The sequence below is a fragment of the Pseudoalteromonas sp. BDTF-M6 genome (assembly GCF_018334135.1).
In the GTDB taxonomy this organism is placed as follows: Bacteria; Pseudomonadota; Gammaproteobacteria; order Enterobacterales; family Alteromonadaceae; genus Pseudoalteromonas.
In genome coordinates this window covers 488,314-504,496 of record NZ_JAGXTQ010000002.1, presented here as the reverse complement: position 1 = coordinate 504,496, position 16,183 = coordinate 488,314, and the positions used below count along the sequence as shown (strand labels likewise).

Below are 16,183 nucleotides of genomic sequence, written 5' to 3'. Positions count from 1 at the left end.
TACTGAATGTTTTATTCCAGCGAAGCCCTGCTCCATAAAAACGATGACGCCATCGCCCATTTTTGGCACAAGGAGATGAGCTCAGGCTTTTTGGAAACCAAGCACGGCAAGTTGTTTTATGCCTATCATCTGCCCTATCGCGCCGATTACGCCATAGTGATCAGCTCGGGACGCATCGAGGCGGCACAAAAATATCAGGAGTTGCTGTGGGAGTTGGCGCGTAACAATATCGCCGTGTTTATTGTCGACCATCAGGGTCAGGGGCGCTCTTACCGCCATCTCGCCGATGTGCACAAGGGCTATGTCGGCCACTTTGATGACTATAAATCAGATCTGCACCAGTTTATCACCGAGGTAGTGAACCCTCAGTGGCAGGGCAAAAAAATCCTGCTCGGTCACTCCATGGGCGGCGCCATTGCCCTGGACTATGTTTGCACTCACCCAGAGCAGTTTGCCGGGCTCTTTTTAAGTGCGCCCATGTTGCAAATAAACACGGGTTCAACAGCCCCCTGGCTTGCCAAGTTGTGGGCCAGCTCGGTCTGCACCTTTACTAAGGGCGAGGGCTATGTGCCCGGGCACGGCCCTTATGCGGCGGTGCCATTTAACGAAAATGAATTAACTCACAGCGAGGAGCGTTACCGGCGTTTTCGTGCCCTGTATCAGCAAAGCCCGGAGTTACAGCTCGGTGGTGTGACCTATAAGTGGCTGGATGCGGCCTTTAAGGCAATCGCTCAACTCAGGCAGAGTCAGTGCCCGGTGCCCTTGTTTATTGCCGCGGCGCAGGAGGATAGCGTGGTCGATACCTCGCCCTATCAGGACTTTGTCCATGCCCAGCAGCAGGCCGCATTAAAAACCTACTCTGGCGCTCGGCATGAACTTTTATGCGAGCAGGACTCCATACGAAAAGCCCTGCTGCGCGATTTGCTCAACTTCTGCGAGCAATTATAAGTAACCTGAGCTTCGGATAGCTAATGCCTTTCTAGCAGCCAGTTTTGACGCTAACGGCGTTGAATTCACTACCAATAGCCAGCTATTAGTGCGTAAATTCGCCTGGTTATCCCTAAAACTCTCTGGCTAGACAAGGGGGTATTTATAGTGAACTTTAAAAAACAATAAGTTAGCTCATCCCTTACCCAAACCTCAGGTTAAGTATTTCGCCAGGTATTTCTTATACATGGGGTCGGACAACGCCAATTCCCGCTGCTCCGCCAAGATATCTTGAAGTATCTCTTTCGAGGTCAATGGGTTGGCCAACACCACGCGAAATACCACGGTAGGCTGATAACCGTATTCGGGAGGCGTTAAGCGTGTCCGCGAGACAAACGAGCGACCGGCCTCACGCTGACGCTTCTGCATACTGGCGGTAAAACGGTTAAGGGCGGCGTATATGTCCAACTTGGTTTGCTCATCGGCGGTTTTTAATCGCTCCCTAATGGCCTCTGGTACGTAGCGATAGGTCAACAAACACAGCTCGGGCTCGGAGATCAGTTCAAAGTCCGGCTCCGCCTTGATCAAATCGGCAAAGTAACGGGCCTTATCCAAACTCTTATCGATCAGCATTTCATAGCCCTTGCGGCCAATAATGCGTAAACAGGCATGCACCAGCATCGCCATCCCCGGACGACTGCCCTCCAGGGTGTGGCTGCCTAAGTCTTTCGAGCCCTTACGCAGAATATACTCGGCATGGTGCTCGATGGCATCGGTGGCGCTGGGGTCTTTAAACAGCACGATACCTGCCCCCATGGGCACATACATTTGCTTATGTGCATCTATGGTGATGGAGTCGGCACGCTCAATGCCAGTCAACAGGTGACGGGCATTTTGCGACAATAAAGTCGCCCCGCCCCAGGCTGCATCGACATGGAAGTGACAGTCAATTTCCGCGGCCAAATCGGCCATCTCGTTGAGCGGGTCGATATTACCGGTTTCCGTCGTTCCCGCTACACCCACTATGGCCATCACCTTAATACCCTGTGCTTGCAGCGCCTGCGCTTCTTTGCGCATGGCCTCAACATCCACCTTGTTGTCTTTGTCGGTAGGAATGGAAATGAAGTTATCGCGACCAATGCCAAGCAAGTCCGCCGACTTACCCAGTGAATAGTGGCCTCGCTCGGATACCAACACCGCCAGGCCTTTATAACCATAGTGGAACATGGCCGCCACCAGGCCTTGTGCACCTATGCCTTTAAAGTCACCCTCGGGTTTGAGCAAGCGGTTTCGGGCAATCCACAGCGCTGTGATATTGGCGACCGTACCGCCGGAGCAGAAGGCTCCCAGCGAGGTTTTCGCGCTATGCATCCACTTATCGTAGAACGCTTGCTTGCGGTCATAAGCCATATGATGCAGCATACCGATAACCTGGCGCTCCAAAGGCGTAAACGCTTTTGAGGTCTCAATTTTTACCAGGTTCTGGTTTAAGCCCACCATGAGCTTCGACAGTGGCAACACAAAGTGCGGCAGGGCCGAGGTCATATGACCGATAAAACTAGGGGCGGCGGTGTGCACCGAATGCGCGACCAGCTTCTCCATGATATCCTGGGCATGAGCGCTGACAAACATAGGCTCTTCGGGGATTTGCGCCGATTCAAAATCGCGCTCGATCTCATGCAACGGTTTTTCCACCGCGGCAATATTCTCATTCAGGAAGCCCGCCAGATTACTGGATATTTCGGCTTCTATTTTGCTGAGCGTTGAGTCCGGGGCCTCTGGCACCGTAAAGACGCGCATCAAGCTGTGCTCTGATGCTACGGCAAAACGCTTATCACTCATGACATACCTAACTGGGTTGGCTTGGATACCAATTCACGAAACTGGTATAACGCGATGACGGATCGCTTCAAGCAGTCGATTTACTTGCGCTCACTTTATAGCAATCACCTTAGAAAGTCTTGCGGCTTTAGGCAATTTTAAGAAAGTTGCATGAACTTTTTGCGACATTTTCACTATAAATGGCAATGATATGGGCGCCTTAAACCAAGTCTTGACTAAGCCAGGCTGAGCCTAAAACGCCCTTTGTAACTAAAGTTGCACCACCAGGCGATAGCTTTGTTGACCACTGGCCCAATACTTGCGCTCGAACGGGGTAATGGCGGTATCACTGGCGTATTCACTGACCTGAGTAGGGTGACCGGCCAACTGCAGGGCTCGGGCAAACTCGCGCACGTAAATATCCCAGTTGCTGCGCACTTCAAGCTGACCACCTAACTGCACTATGCTTGGAAATACCGCGGCGCCATGCCAGCGCCGTTGCAAGTGCTTGGCCTTGGGCCAGGGGTTTGGATACAGCAAATAATGGTGCGTTGGCTGCCACTTGGCCTTTACGGCCAAACGCCAAAAGTCGTTCAGATCCGCTTGCACCAGCATGTATTGACCATTTTCGTCCTGGCGATATTGCACATCATGCTTATCCAAACGATGCGCCGACTTGTCGATGCCTATCACCAGGGCTTGTGGGTGCAGCTTAGCCAAATTGGCGGTGCTTTCTCCGACGCCACAACAGGAGTCGAGAATGATGGGCCCGTTAAAGGCCTGCACCTTGGCATTGACCTCATCAAAGGCCGCTTGCGTATGCGCGGCAATAGGTTTTTTAAACTCTGCCTTGAGGTGCTTGTTAACCACTTCATCAAGCTTTTCATGCAGACTCGGCTGGTTAGAGACTATGGCTCTTGAATTTGCTTCGCTCATCAGTGACGCAGCCCCACGCCCTTGCGAATTAGCGTTAATGCCACGGTAAACAACACAGTGATAAAAACCAGAAGCACACTAAAGGCGAACCAGATGTTCACATCCGACACCCCTAAAAAGCCGAAGCGGAAGGCGTTAACCATATAGATAATGGGATTGATCTGTGACACCCCTTGCCAGAATTCAGGCAATAGGCTGATGGAGTAAAACACCCCGCCTAAATAGGTCAGCGGCGTCAGCACAAAGGTCGGAATAATGCTGATATCGTCAAAGCTGTTGGCATACACGGCGTTGATCAAACCACCAAGGGCAAACACCGCCGAGGTGAGGATCACAGTCGCCACAATTACGAAGATGTTATGAATTTGGATATCCACAAAAAACAGCGATACCAGGGTCACAATTAAGCCCACCAGCATACCGCGTGCCATGCCACCGCCCATGTAACCCAGCACTATGATGTAATTGGGCACCGGTGCCACCAGCAGCTCTTCAATGCTCTTTTGGAACTTGGTGGAATAGAAGCTTGAAGCCACATTCGAATAAGAGTTGGTGATCACCGACATCATAATAAGACCCGGAACGATAAACTCCATATAACTAAAGCCGCCCATTTCGCCGATGCGCGAGCCGATCAGGCTGCCAAAAATAACGAAATACAAGGTCATGGTGATTGCTGGGGGGACCAGGGTTTGCACCCAAATACGCAAAAAGCGAATACACTCTTTGATCCAGATACTTTTTAGCGCGACGCCATATTTTAACATGATTACTCCCCTCGCCCTTGATTTAACAAGCCAACGAACAACTCTTCTAAACGGTTGGCCTTGTTGCGCATGCTTAGCACCGTATTGCCCTGCTCACTCAAGGCGCTAAATACGCCATTGAGGCCCTGTGACTTAGCGACTTCAACTTCCAGGGTATGCTCATCGGTCAGGGCAAACTGATAGCCGTCCAGGCTCACCGGTTGCACCGGCTGTTTTAAATCGAGCACAAAGGTTTCTTTATCCAACTTGGCCAGCAAGGCTTTGATGGTGGTGTGCTCTACTATGATGCCATGATCGATAATGGCGATGTTCTTACACAACAATTCGGCTTCTTCAAGGTAGTGCGTGGTCAGGATAATAGTCACGCCTTGTTTGTTGATTTCACGTAAGAAATCCCACATGGAGCGGCGCAATTCGATATCGACACCGGCGGTTGGCTCGTCGAGGATCAACAACTTGGGCTCGTGCATCAGGGCACGGGCGATCATCAGGCGACGCTTCATCCCCCCGGAAAGGGTGCGCGCGGCCTTGTCTTTTTTGTCTAACAGACCAAGCTGTGCCAGGTACTTATCGGCGCGTTTATGGGCTTCGGCACGAGGCACGCCATAATAGCCCGCCTGGTTGACTAAAATCTGTTGCAGGGTTTCAAACTGGCTAAAATTAAACTCCTGCGGGACCAAGCCCAGTTCCGACTTAGCCGCTTCCAGGTCGGTATCGATATCATGACCGAAGACCTCCACCTTGCCCGCCGTTTTATTCACCAGGGATGAGATCACCCCTATGGTGGTGGACTTGCCCGCCCCATTGGGGCCTAGCAGGGCAAAGAAGTCGCCCTGCTGAACTTGTAAATCAATGCCTTTGACGGCTTCAACGCCGTTTTTATAGGTCTTTTTTAACCCTTGAATATTCAATGCAATGGTCATTTATTTTTGCTCTCCATAACCCCAACGCGAGGTAAGTGTTTGCGCTATGCCCAGATGATCGAGAATACGGGCTACCATAAAGTCGACCAGATCGGCTATCGACTCGGGTTGATGATAAAAGCCCGGAGCCGCCGGCATAATGGTGACGCCCATGCGCGCCAGTTTAAGCATGTTTTCCAGGTGAATTTCGCTAAAAGGGGTTTCTCTGGGTACTAAAATCAGCTGTCCGCGTTCTTTAATCACCACATCAGCGGCGCGCTCCATCAGGTTATCCGAGGCGCCAGTAGCGATGGCCGAGACGGTGCCGGCACTGCACGGGCAGACCACCATTTTTTTCGGCGCGGCGGAGCCCGACGCCACCGGGCTGAACCAGTTGTCCTTACCGAATACTTTAAGTTGACCGTCTTGGGCATGAATCAGCTCGCTCAGCTGCTGCGTGGCTTTCTCTTCATTACCCGACAGCTTAATGCCGGATTCGGTGTCAAACACCACCCGGGCAGCGCTGGAGATCAACACAAACACCTGGTGGCCCTGCTCAATCAACACCTGCAATAATCGCAGACCGTATGGGGCGCCGGAGGCGCCGCTAAAGGCAAGAGTGATAGGTTCTTTGAATGTACTCATGATGTTTCCTTTTGTGCCAAGGCATCGAGTAGCTTCTGATGAATGTCGCCAAAGCCACCGTTACTCATAATCAGTATATGACTCCCCTTGGCGGCGGCAGCCACTATCTCGCCCACCAGGGCGTCCATATCTGCCAAACAACGGGCACCAGCCTGCTCGGCACGCGCTTGCAATGACCAGCCCAGCTCGGGAGGCTCGAATAAAAACACCTGATCGGCCTCGGCCAGGGAGTCCAGTAAGGTATCCTGATGCACGCCCATCTTCATGGTGTTCGAACGCGGCTCAAGCACCGCAATAATTGACTCATCACCCACCTTGGCACGCAAACCCGCCAAGGTGGTGGCAATGGCCGTGGGGTGATGGGCAAAGTCGTCATAGACGTTGACACCCGCCACCTCACCCTTGTGCTCCATACGGCGCTTTGGCGAGATAAACTCCGCCAGCGCAGCGATGCTGGTTGCCACCGGAATACCCACATGGCGAGCGGCGGCTATGGTCATCAGGGCGTTCTTAACATTATGCTCGCCAATGGCCTGCCAACGCACCACGCCTTGTGGCTCACCGGCAAGCAATACGGTGAATTCACTGCCATCGGCCTTAAGTAGCTGATAATCCCATTGCGCGGCGCCTAAGACTTCTTGTTCACTCCAAAAGCCCTTATTGATCACCTCGACCAGAGCCTGATCATTGCTGGGGTAAATCGCCTTGCCTGTGCCCGGCAGGGTACGCAGTAAATGGTGGAACTGAGTCTGTATGGCTCCTAAATCGGCAAAAATATCCGCATGATCAAATTCCAGGTTATTTAGGATCAGCGTTCTTGGCAGGTAATGGACAAACTTGCTGCGCTTGTCGAAAAACGCCGTGTCGTATTCATCGGCTTCGATAACAAAAAACGGGGTTTCACCCACTCTTGCCGAGATCCCAAAATTCTGTACGACACCGCCAATTAAGAAGCCCGGTTTAAGGCCGGCGTATTCCAACACCCAGGCCAGCATGCTGGCGGTGGTGGTTTTACCATGGGTCCCTGCCACCGCTAATACCCAACTATCACGCAAGATATGCTCTTTTAGCCATTCAGGTCCCGAGGTATAGCGCAGGCCTTTTTCCAGCACATACTCAACACAGGGGTTGCCGCGGCTCATGGCATTACCAATCACCACCACGTCGGGAGCCGGCTCTAACTGCGCCGGGTCGTATCCCTGCACCAGCTCAATGCCCAACTCTTCCAGCTGCGTGCTCATCGGCGGATACACGTTTTGATCCGAGCCGGTGACATGGTGGCCCAATGCCTTGGCAATCGCCGCAATGCCACCCATAAAGGTGCCGCAAATGCCGAGAATATGTATGTGCATAATGACTTCCTAAATAGCCCGAACCTGGGCTGCTATCTGGCTAGACATATCAGTCTTGAGCGAATTATATGTGTCGTGGTAGCTAATTTCTTAACCCGCGCTCGGGTTAAATAATAAGGCCGCGCAATAGGCGAGTATTGCGCGGCCTTATATGATGCCAAATTTAGCCTGACCAATCTACCTAGGGTCTCCCTAAATAGGCGAGCCCGGCGGTAAAGGCAATGGCTTAAAGCTTTGTTGCCACTGACCGTTTTCTAGGAAATGATTTATGGCATCGGCCAAATGTTGTTTAAAGGCGCTTTCCCCAGAGCTGACGCTTCCTAGCAGCTTGTTTTGTCTGTAATCCTCCGCCACACGCTGCAGGTAAAATTTAAACTGAGCCTGCACCTCCGGCGCCACCTTGTCGCTGGCAACCAGGGTTGCGAAGTGCTGCGCCGTCAACCATTGAATACGGTGTTGCACTTTTGCCTCCATGGCATTGCCATGGTTGTTATCGAATACGCTCTTTACCAGGGTATCGAGTAATGCATCAAGGTTATAGGCCTGCTCGGAGCGGGCGCCCTGTTGCGCCAAGCGATTAACGCGCTCCGGGTGCAATAACAAGCTGAGGCTGTGATTTGCCGCTACCTCGGGCAGAGCCATGGCATCTAAGGTAATGCCAGTGCGACCGACAATGCTTTCACGGGTGCTGTATTCGCCATAGGCTTTAGGCGGGATCAGCGCCAAAATAGACTCAGGGATCACCAGCTCTTTGGCGTCTAAAGTGAGCAAAAGCGAATCCAAAGCACGGCGCTGCACCTCGGCATCGACCACTTGCGCACCCTGTACTTGACCTTGACCACGTACCTCGTAGCTGTAATCCACACCGGCGATCAGCTTGACCACGGCTTCCACCTGGTAACGGTGGAATAAATACAGGGGCACCAACACTTCTTCAAGCTGAGATAATGAGGTGCCGGATTTGATATTTTCAATACCAAAACGGGCTAAGGCTTTTGCTCGCACCGCCATTACCCGAGCTAACTCGGTACTGGGGTTATCGCCGTTGTCCCACAAATGGCCCGTTGGGTGGGCACCGCCCTGGGCTCGGGCGTCTCTGTCGGAGATAAACTCGAGACCTAGCTCTTTATTTTCGGCAAGGATCTTGGCCAGGGCTTGTACCTCGTTTTGTCGGCTGAAGTCGCCATAACCATATTTGATCACCTGCTCATCCCATACGCCCATCCCCTTGGCATAGCCTTTGGATGTATCCAGCACTCCCTGCTCGTCCAGGCTGACTAACGGGTGAGGGTAATCCATCACCGAGGCCCGCGCTTGAGGCGAGGCGGCAAAGTTATGAGCGATACCCAGGGTATGGCCAATTTCATGGGCGCTGAGCTGGCGAATTCGATCCAGAGCCATGGCCTGCAACTCGGCGGTGACTTCATCCCCCTTTTGATACGGGGCCGCCAGGGCTTCGGCAATCAGGATATCCTGGCGTACACGCAGCGAACCCAAGGTCACATGGCCCTTGATGATCTCGCCGGTGCGCGGGTCTATCACCGAACCGCCGTATGACCAGCCGCGGGTAGCGCGATGCACCCATTGAATGACGTTAAAGCGCACGTCCATGGGGTCGGCATGCTCGGGGAGCATTTTTACCTGAAAGGCGTTTTTATAACCGGCTTTTTCAAACGCGCTATTCCACCATTTGGCACCATCGAGCAAAGCAGTGCGCACCGGCTCCGGCACGCCCGGGTCCAGGTAGTAAATAATGGGTTTAACCGGCTCGCTCACGGCCTGGTTGGGGTGCTTTTTGGCCAGACGATGGCGGGGAATATAACGCACCAACATGCTCTCGCCCAAAGGCGCCGAATAGTCCTTGTGTTCTACGCTCCAATAACCGGACTGCGGATGGAATACCCGCGGCTGATATTTATCATCCGGTAAGGCAATTAAGGAGTGGTGCATATTTACGCTAATGGCGTAAGGGTCGGCGCTAACCTGTTTCACATACTCGCCGGGCTTGGTACCGGTAAAGGTGAGCACCGCTTCCAGTTCGGTATTTTTCACAAATGACTTACTGCGCGGCATAAACACCGCACTGCGGCTGGTGTCGACACTAAAGTTGCCCTGTTTGCGCGCCGCAAGGGTACGGCTTACGCCATGTACATCGCTCAACAAGTAAGGGGTGTAATCCACCAGCACTCGGGTATCCGTGCTGGCCTGCACTTCAAAGCCATATAGAATACTGGAGGCAAAGGCTTCATTAACGCTTTGCTGCTCTGCACTATTACTGCTTGAGGCACGGTAATAGGTGTTCAAGCCACGCAGCATCACCTTGTTGCCCATGCGCTCGAACTGTGCCAAATAGGTGTTGCCTAATTGGCCTCTGTCTAACCCGATATCGTTGGAGCCCAGACCATAGGGTAAGCTTTGCTGTAACAGGAACGGCGCCTTCAGCTTATCTACCTCGAGATAAAGTTTGCCCTCGTCATTGGCGTAATAAAAGGTGAAATAGCCAGGATATTTGCTCATATTTTGAGTAAATTGGCTGATAGACTTAATTGCTGCCTGCGCTTGGGTTATCATAGGCATGAACAAAAGAAACAGTGCTATTCGTATTATCTGCGTACTTGGCATAATTCTCACTTTTGTTGTTATTGGTATCGTAGGTTGGCTGTGGAATTTATAAGCCTTGAGTATATCTTTATGCTTAGAGTCTACAACCACAAAGCGATAAATAGACAGCGTAATCTAGACGACACTCTCTCACTTTAAAATGTCGTATAGACCCCATAAAACTTAGGAACAATTAAGATGCGACGACTCCCCCCAGTCTTGCTTGAAGATGGTTGCTCACATGACCTTATTTCACTTATCCGTACTATTTTAGCGGCCTGTAAAGAAATCTCTTTCCGTGTTGGCCAAGGCGCCCTATCTGGCGTGCTAGGTTCAACATTGGATGAAAACATCCAGGGCGAAACGCAAAAGAAACTGGATGTACTTTCCAACCAGCTGTTGAAAGACATCCTTTTAGAGTCCGGTTATGTTAAGGCCATCGCCTCGGAAGAAGAGCCGGGCACGGTTGCGGGTAACCCAGACGCGGAATACATAGTCGCATTTGACCCTCTTGATGGCTCATCCAACATTGATATCAATTCATTGGTTGGCACCATTTTCTCTGTTATGCGCGCTCCAAAGGATGCAGATCCGGCTGATCCTAATATCTTTTTGCAAAAAGGTGACCAGCAGGTAGCCGCAGGTTATGTGCTCTACGGCCCATCGACCATGCTGGCGCTTACCACGGGCCAAGGCACACGTATTTTCACCTTGGATAAAACCCAAGGTACCTTCCTGTTGACTCAGGACTTTGCCAAGGTGCCCGAGCAAACCAAGGAATTCGCCATTAATACATCGAACCAGCGCCACTGGCAGCCGGCGATGCAAAACTATATTGCCGACTTATTGGCCGGTGAAACCGGACCGCGCGGTCGCAACTTCAATATGCGCTGGATTGCCGCCATGGTTGGCGATGTTCACCGTGTGCTTAGCCGCGGCGGTTTATTTACCTACCCGGAAGACACCAAAAACCCAGAAAAGCCGTATAAATTACGCCTGCTTTATGAAGCCAACCCTATGGCCATGCTGATAGAGCAAGCCGGTGGTCTGGCTTCAACTGGCTATGAGCGCATCATGGATATCGAGCCAGAGCAAATTCACCAGCGCGTGGCGGTGATTTTGGGCTCAAAAGAAGAAGTGGAAGCCTGCTTAAGCTACCACAAATAAAATGAAAAAAGGGCAGTCACCACTGCCCTTTTTTATTTAACCCGATTTCGAGTGAGTTCCCTATTTCTCCAGCGGTAATTCATGCCGAGCCCCCCACTCGCTCCAAGAGCCATCATAAACCTGCAAATCCCTAAAGCCGCACTCATAAGCCGCCAAAGCCAAAATACAGGCGGTAATGCCCGAGCCACAACTAAACTGCAAGCGCTGAGTGTCTTGATCAAGCACGTGCGCCAATGCTTGCTGTAACCGCTCCTGTGACAGCAGCTCACCATCGACAATTAACTCGGCATAGGGCAGGCTCTTGGCGTTAGGGATATGGCCGGCACGCATGCCTTCACGGGGCTCGGCCATCTCGCCAGTGAACCGCTTAGCCGGGCGGGCATCAAGCAATAAGGTGGAGGCATCGTCAATCGCCGCCAGTACCTGCTCGGTAGTAATAAAGAAATCACGCCGCGGCGAAGCCTTGAAATTGCCAACAGCTTCGGCGCGCTGCCAACCTTGCTGCACCGGCAACTCGGCCATACGCCACGCCGGCAAACCGCCACGCAGCACCTTAACCTTATCGAATCCAAAGGCCTTGAACATCCACCAGGCTCGGGCGGCGCTAAATAAGCCCTGGTCGTCATACACCACCACTTCCGAGTCCTGATTTACCCCGGCGGCTTGCATCTGTTGCTCGAATTGTTCGGCGCAGCACAGTGTATGAGGCCAGGGGCTGGCGCTATCGGCCAAGGCGGTTTTAATATCAAAACGCAACGCCCCTTTAATGACCGCCGCCGGCGCATATTCGCCTGACTTACCCGGCAGGACCATGCCGGCATCAAAAATTTTTAGCTTAGGGTCATGCAGCTGCGCATTAAGCTGTGCCGCGCTGATTTGCTGGCTCATACGTCACCTTGTCACTGACTATTCATTGCCACGATACAATGGACGTTAGCAGAACTGCGGCTGTCGCACCACTTCGATTATTTCTGTGGTAGAGATACTTGGAGTACGTGGTAAGTAAATCACTTCACAAATGTCGCTAAATTCATCGAACTTACCGCGCCAATCATCACCCATAACCAGGATATCGGCGCCATGCTCTTTGATATATCGGCGCTTAAGCGTTAGGCAGTCTTCCACAAACACCCGGTTAACATCCGACATAGCGGCAATGATACGCAAACGGTCTTGTTGCGAATAAACGGGCGCTCGCCCTTTTTTCTCTACATTTAAGGCATCAGAGGACACACCGACGATCAACTCATCACCCAGTTTTGCGGCGCGTTGTAACAGGTTTACATGGCCGACATGAAACACATCAAATGTGCCAAACGTAATTACTTTAATTGTCATATAAGAAGCTTACTATTCGCTGAGAACTTAGCCCATCCAGCTTCCCTGCGAGCTTTGTTATTGTTTTTATGTTGTCTTGATTATGTTTTGCCTGCGGTTGCGATAAAGCTTGCTCAATCGCTCCTGGCAATTGTTTCACTTTATCGACTTTGAAAGTTAAGGCATTGAAATAGTCGATATCCGAGTCTAACCTTGCCTTAAATCGATAGGCAAAGGGACCTCGATACGACCACCGTAATTTATAAAAATTGCACCAGATAACGGGCTTTTCCAGGGCAAAAAATTCGAAAATCGCCGAAGATGCATCCGATATCAGCACATCGGCCAAGGCCATAAAGGGCACTAAGTTATAATCGGTGACGCCCGCCACATAAACATTTTCCCGCTGTGCCCAACGAGAAAGCAGTTGTTGCTGCTTTTTGTATTTCTTTTTCGTGAGTGAGAAGAAATGCGGCTTAATAATGATGTTGCAGTGGGCGTATTCATCCACCCAGTTTTTATCCATCATTTCTATGGAGCTAGGATAAAATGTGGGCGCATAAAGCAAGGTTGGCTTAGTGGAGTCCAAACCCAAGCCTTCCAGACTGGGTTGCGATGCCAAAGCCCCGCTGTGCAATAGCGGGTCGAGCTTAGCGTATCCGGTATCAACGAAGCGATCATCCGGGTACAGGCTTTCAAGGCGCTGCAAACGATGTTCACCTTCAACGAAACGCACGCTAGCGGCATTATGTGAGGCATCGTAATAACAGGCTTTAGGGCCTATGCCATGCTGCATTAACGCCGTTTTTTTGCTTTGGTTAAGCAGTTGCATTTGAGCAAAGGCCTTACCAAAGATGATCCAATCGCCGTCACATTGGCGATAAAAATCGAGGGCATCTTTCTCACTATTGAGCCAATGCACCGGCAATTGTTCGGTGTCGATCGCCTTTTGTGATGCCTTAACCAGTGCTTTATCCTGATCGGCATAAAACACAAAGCACACCGCCGCCCCTTTATCTACCAAGTGCTTATAGACAGGCAAATATTGTGGCAGATAGTACAGGTGTAAAACATCAAAGAAGACTTTCATCAAATACATCACACAGTGTTAACAACAGCAGAGCATCATACTAGAAATGACAATAAAATTTCTAGCCAGGCGCTGAAATACAGGAAATAAGTGCTAGTGCTTTTTTGCGTGTTGGGTCGCAGACCCATCTGACATTATTGAGGGGGGGATATAAAAATACCGCTGCACCAAGGTGAGCGGTATTTTTGAAAATGGAGGGAAATTAGTCGATTAACTGATATTCGTTATCGAGAATGGCAATGATTTCACCGCGCGGATCACTTGGTATTTGAATGTCTGCACCAATAATCTTACTGGCAATCCCCACATAGGTTTGCGATACCTGCATCATTACCTCTACCGGCAGCTTATACGCTTTAGCCAGGGCTTCACGCTCATCCATGCGATCTTTATTTAGCAACACATCGCTGTCCGGCACGTTATTGATCAACAACTGACGGAAACCTTCTTTTGAGTTTTCAATGATCTTGCCGTCGCGGTATGCCGGGCCATCCCAAATACGCGAAGAGTCAGGTGTGCCCACCTCGTCGATATAGATAAGCTGTTCGTTGCCGTCCATATCTTCCACATAACCAAACTCAAACTTGGTATCAACGAAGATCTGATCCAACTTAGCCAACTCGGCACTGATCAGCTCAAATCCTTGAGTCAGCAGGTGCTCATACTTGGCAACATCGGCTTCGCTGCTGAAGTTAAAGGCATCGAGGTTATCCGTGATGTTCTTACGAGTGATGTTTACATCATCCACCGCCGGCACATCGTCAAGACCTTCGATAATGCCCTTGGTTGACGGCGTGATCAGCACTTCATCCAGCTTCTGGTTGGCTTCCAGACCTTCCGGTAGGTCGATACCACAGAAGGTACGAATGCCCTTGGCGTAGTCGCGCCACATGCTGCCGGTAATATATTGACGCGCAATGGCTTCAACCTTGACGGTTTTCGCTTTACGGACGATCCACACATAAGGGTGAGGAATATCAACAATATGGTTGCCCGCCAGGCCGGCCGCATCAAATTGTTTAAACCAGTGCGCCGCTACCGCGTTAAGTGCAATGCCCTTACCAGGGACGCCATTAAGGCTCTCTTCACCCTGCCAGATGCAGTCGAATGCAGAAATACGGTCGGAGATAACCATGATCGCCAGCTCGGTGCCTTTAGGCACGGCATAACCTTTCTCAGCAATTAAGCGCGCGCTGTCTTGCTCGGTTAACCAATATACCGAGCGAACCTTGCCACTGTGCACGGGTCCTTTGGTACGAATAGGTAAATCGTCATTAATGTCTAAGACTTTATAATTGCTCATGGCTACTCCAACAAGGGCTTGAGAGGCTAATGCTTGGCCTTGGCGGCGCTCACGGCAACCAAGACTTTAGGCGCGATATAATAAGCTAGCTGGGCACGAAGATAAAGAAAAACGCCGACGATAGCGGACTTTTGTCCTATCTTTTTTCACCCCTTCCTAAAACCCCTGCTTACCCCCTGTCAATCAATCTTCATCTTGTTGTAAACTAAAAAACATCTTAATCGCTTAAGGGCCTCAAAGTGGATTTAGCAAGCAGCACTCAGGGTAAACGTTATTTAATGTATATCGCGCAAAATTACTCCTATGCGATTTTGCGCCCATTGCAGCAAGAGATCCTGAATAACGGGGGTGAAGTAAAATGGTTCCTAGAGGGCGATGAAGTTAATCCGGACTACCTGCATAAGGACGAGCAACGCTTACTTAGCATCAATGAAGTACGCACATGGCAACCCCATGCCAGTTTTGTGCCCGGTAATGTCATTCCCAATTTTATTCCAGGTAAAAAAATCGCCGTTTTTCACGGCTTTGATGCGGGCAAACGAAATCGTCGAGGACAATTAGATCACTTCAATATTCGTGGTTGTTTTGATGCCTATTGCACACAAGGCCCGAGCACCACGTTACCTTTCCAACAGCTTGCTGCGAAGCATAAACATTTCCGTGTTGTCCAAACCGGCTGGCCAGCCCTGGATACACTTTTTAGACCCACTAACAGTAACCCCTATGTTGTTGAGGATGATACACGCAAGACCATACTTATCTGCTCCACCTTTTCACGAAATTTATCCCTAGCCCCCATACTTGTGGATACGATAAAGCAACTCAGAGACAGTGGGAAATACCGTATTCTCGTGCAATTTCACCCGAAAATGGCAGCGGATATTGTCGACCAATATAAGGCCCTGCAAAATAACGACCTCACCTTCATAGAAACCGACAATGTCATTCCATTGTTACAGGCCGCCGATGTGATGCTCTGCGATACCTCATCTATTTTACTGATGTTTTTATTATTACGCCGCCCTGTGGTGACCTTTAACAATCAAGCCCCCGGTCCGCACTTACTCAATGTCACGGATGCCAGTGAGGTTGAATCTGCGATCGATCACGCGCTTACCCACCCAGAGCCATTAATGAAAGAAGTTGAAGCATTCTGTCAGCAGCTCCACCCCTATCAAGATGGCAACTCTAGCCAGCGTGTGCTTGCAGCAACCAATGACCTCATTGAGACGGATGGCACAGAACTCAAACGCAAGCCGCTTAACCTCATTCGCCAATTCAAAATGCGTAAAAAACTCGGCTATTGGCGCTTTTAATCGCAACGTACTGAACGCGCCACGGCAGTGTGATACAGT

The 16,183-nt window shown here is 50.8% G+C and carries 14 protein-coding genes; 3 read left to right on the top strand and 11 right to left on the bottom strand.

Annotated elements, in window-relative coordinates; all coding sequences use genetic code 11:
* Nucleotides 1-6: 6 nt before the first annotated feature.
* Complete coding sequence (locus KD147_RS06705; RefSeq protein WP_212547292.1) at nucleotides 7-948, top strand: alpha/beta fold hydrolase; 942 nt, start codon at nucleotides 7-9, stop codon at nucleotides 946-948.
* A gap of 192 nt (nucleotides 949-1,140) precedes the next feature.
* On the opposite strand, the gene panP is transcribed toward KD147_RS06705, so the two are convergent.
* The 7 genes from panP to KD147_RS06670 all read right to left on the bottom strand — a co-directional run bounded on the left by panP (nucleotide 1,141) and on the right by KD147_RS06670 (nucleotide 9,972).
* A complete protein-coding gene (panP, locus tag KD147_RS06700) occupies nucleotides 1,141-2,769 on the bottom strand; it encodes a pyridoxal-dependent aspartate 1-decarboxylase PanP (protein ID WP_212547291.1) in 1,629 nt (542 codons plus the stop codon).
* A 249-nt stretch (nucleotides 2,770-3,018) separates the two neighbouring features.
* Nucleotides 3,019-3,684, bottom strand: a complete 666-nt coding sequence (trmB, locus tag KD147_RS06695; protein ID WP_212547290.1) for a tRNA (guanine(46)-N(7))-methyltransferase TrmB — start codon at nucleotides 3,682-3,684, stop codon at nucleotides 3,019-3,021.
* Nucleotides 3,684-4,451: an ABC transporter permease gene (locus KD147_RS06690; RefSeq protein WP_105187866.1), complete on the bottom strand. Its 768-nt coding sequence runs from the start codon at nucleotides 4,449-4,451 to the stop codon at nucleotides 3,684-3,686. Before KD147_RS06690 ends, trmB begins: the two co-directional genes overlap by 1 nt.
* 2 nt (nucleotides 4,452-4,453) lie before the next feature.
* On the bottom strand, nucleotides 4,454-5,374 hold the full coding sequence (locus KD147_RS06685; protein ID WP_212547289.1) for an ABC transporter ATP-binding protein: 921 nt from the start codon (nucleotides 5,372-5,374) through the stop codon (nucleotides 4,454-4,456).
* Nucleotides 5,375-5,998, bottom strand: coding sequence for a flavin prenyltransferase UbiX (locus tag KD147_RS06680; protein WP_212547288.1), 624 nt, complete (start codon nucleotides 5,996-5,998; stop codon nucleotides 5,375-5,377).
* Nucleotides 5,995-7,350, bottom strand: a complete 1,356-nt coding sequence (gene mpl / locus KD147_RS06675; protein WP_212547287.1) for a UDP-N-acetylmuramate:L-alanyl-gamma-D-glutamyl-meso-diaminopimelate ligase — start codon at nucleotides 7,348-7,350, stop codon at nucleotides 5,995-5,997. Before mpl ends, KD147_RS06680 begins: the two co-directional genes overlap by 4 nt.
* Nucleotides 7,351-7,542: 192 nt before the next feature.
* The gene (locus KD147_RS06670) at nucleotides 7,543-9,972 is read right to left on the bottom strand and encodes a zinc-dependent metalloprotease (protein WP_249318980.1); all 2,430 of its coding nucleotides are present in this window, start codon (nucleotides 9,970-9,972) and stop codon (nucleotides 7,543-7,545) included.
* A gap of 177 nt (nucleotides 9,973-10,149) precedes the next feature.
* Here KD147_RS06670 and KD147_RS06665 point away from each other — a divergent pair, with 177 nt between their 5' ends.
* Complete coding sequence (locus KD147_RS06665) at nucleotides 10,150-11,118, top strand: class 1 fructose-bisphosphatase (protein WP_105187871.1); 969 nt, start codon at nucleotides 10,150-10,152, stop codon at nucleotides 11,116-11,118.
* Nucleotides 11,119-11,178: 60 nt separating this feature from the next.
* Here KD147_RS06665 and KD147_RS06660 read toward each other — a convergent pair whose 3' ends face one another.
* The 4 genes from KD147_RS06660 to KD147_RS06645 all read right to left on the bottom strand — a co-directional run bounded on the left by KD147_RS06660 (nucleotide 11,179) and on the right by KD147_RS06645 (nucleotide 14,828).
* On the bottom strand, nucleotides 11,179-12,006 hold the full coding sequence (locus tag KD147_RS06660; protein WP_212547285.1) for a sulfurtransferase: 828 nt from the start codon (nucleotides 12,004-12,006) through the stop codon (nucleotides 11,179-11,181).
* A 45-nt stretch (nucleotides 12,007-12,051) separates the two neighbouring features.
* The gene (locus KD147_RS06655; RefSeq protein WP_212547284.1) at nucleotides 12,052-12,456 is read right to left on the bottom strand and encodes an FAD synthase family protein; all 405 of its coding nucleotides are present in this window, start codon (nucleotides 12,454-12,456) and stop codon (nucleotides 12,052-12,054) included.
* On the bottom strand, nucleotides 12,446-13,525 hold the full coding sequence (locus tag KD147_RS06650; protein WP_212547283.1) for a CDP-glycerol glycerophosphotransferase family protein: 1,080 nt from the start codon (nucleotides 13,523-13,525) through the stop codon (nucleotides 12,446-12,448). Before KD147_RS06650 ends, KD147_RS06655 begins: the two co-directional genes overlap by 11 nt.
* A 202-nt stretch (nucleotides 13,526-13,727) precedes the next feature.
* Nucleotides 13,728-14,828, bottom strand: a complete 1,101-nt coding sequence (locus KD147_RS06645; protein ID WP_212547282.1) for a phosphoribosylaminoimidazolesuccinocarboxamide synthase — start codon at nucleotides 14,826-14,828, stop codon at nucleotides 13,728-13,730.
* A gap of 239 nt (nucleotides 14,829-15,067) precedes the next feature.
* Between KD147_RS06645 and KD147_RS06640 the strand changes: the two genes are divergently transcribed.
* Nucleotides 15,068-16,144, top strand: coding sequence for a CDP-glycerol glycerophosphotransferase family protein (locus tag KD147_RS06640; protein ID WP_233998317.1), 1,077 nt, complete (start codon nucleotides 15,068-15,070; stop codon nucleotides 16,142-16,144).
* Nucleotides 16,145-16,183 lie beyond the last annotated feature (39 nt).

Excerpts from the sequence above, each read along its gene's own strand:
- KD147_RS06685 (WP_212547289.1), bottom strand. The coding sequence starts at position 5,374 with ATGACCATTGCATTGAATATTCAAGGGTTAAAAAAGACCTATAAAAAC.
- KD147_RS06670 (WP_249318980.1), bottom strand. The coding sequence starts at position 9,972 with ATGCCAAGTACGCAGATAATACGAATAGCACTGTTTCTTTTGTTCATG.
- KD147_RS06645 (WP_212547282.1), bottom strand. The coding sequence starts at position 14,828 with ATGAGCAATTATAAAGTCTTAGACATTAATGACGATTTACCTATTCGT.
- KD147_RS06655 (WP_212547284.1), bottom strand. The coding sequence starts at position 12,456 with ATGACAATTAAAGTAATTACGTTTGGCACATTTGATGTGTTTCATGTC.
- KD147_RS06650 (WP_212547283.1), bottom strand. The coding sequence starts at position 13,525 with ATGAAAGTCTTCTTTGATGTTTTACACCTGTACTATCTGCCACAATAT.
- KD147_RS06690 (WP_105187866.1), bottom strand. The coding sequence starts at position 4,451 with ATGTTAAAATATGGCGTCGCGCTAAAAAGTATCTGGATCAAAGAGTGT.
- trmB (WP_212547290.1), bottom strand. The coding sequence starts at position 3,684 with ATGAGCGAAGCAAATTCAAGAGCCATAGTCTCTAACCAGCCGAGTCTG.
- mpl (WP_212547287.1), bottom strand. The coding sequence starts at position 7,350 with ATGCACATACATATTCTCGGCATTTGCGGCACCTTTATGGGTGGCATT.
- KD147_RS06660 (WP_212547285.1), bottom strand. The coding sequence starts at position 12,006 with ATGAGCCAGCAAATCAGCGCGGCACAGCTTAATGCGCAGCTGCATGAC.
- KD147_RS06665 (WP_105187871.1), top strand. The coding sequence starts at position 10,150 with ATGCGACGACTCCCCCCAGTCTTGCTTGAAGATGGTTGCTCACATGAC.
- panP (WP_212547291.1), bottom strand. The coding sequence starts at position 2,769 with ATGAGTGATAAGCGTTTTGCCGTAGCATCAGAGCACAGCTTGATGCGC.
- KD147_RS06705 (WP_212547292.1), top strand. The coding sequence starts at position 7 with ATGTTTTATTCCAGCGAAGCCCTGCTCCATAAAAACGATGACGCCATC.
- KD147_RS06680 (WP_212547288.1), bottom strand. The coding sequence starts at position 5,998 with ATGAGTACATTCAAAGAACCTATCACTCTTGCCTTTAGCGGCGCCTCC.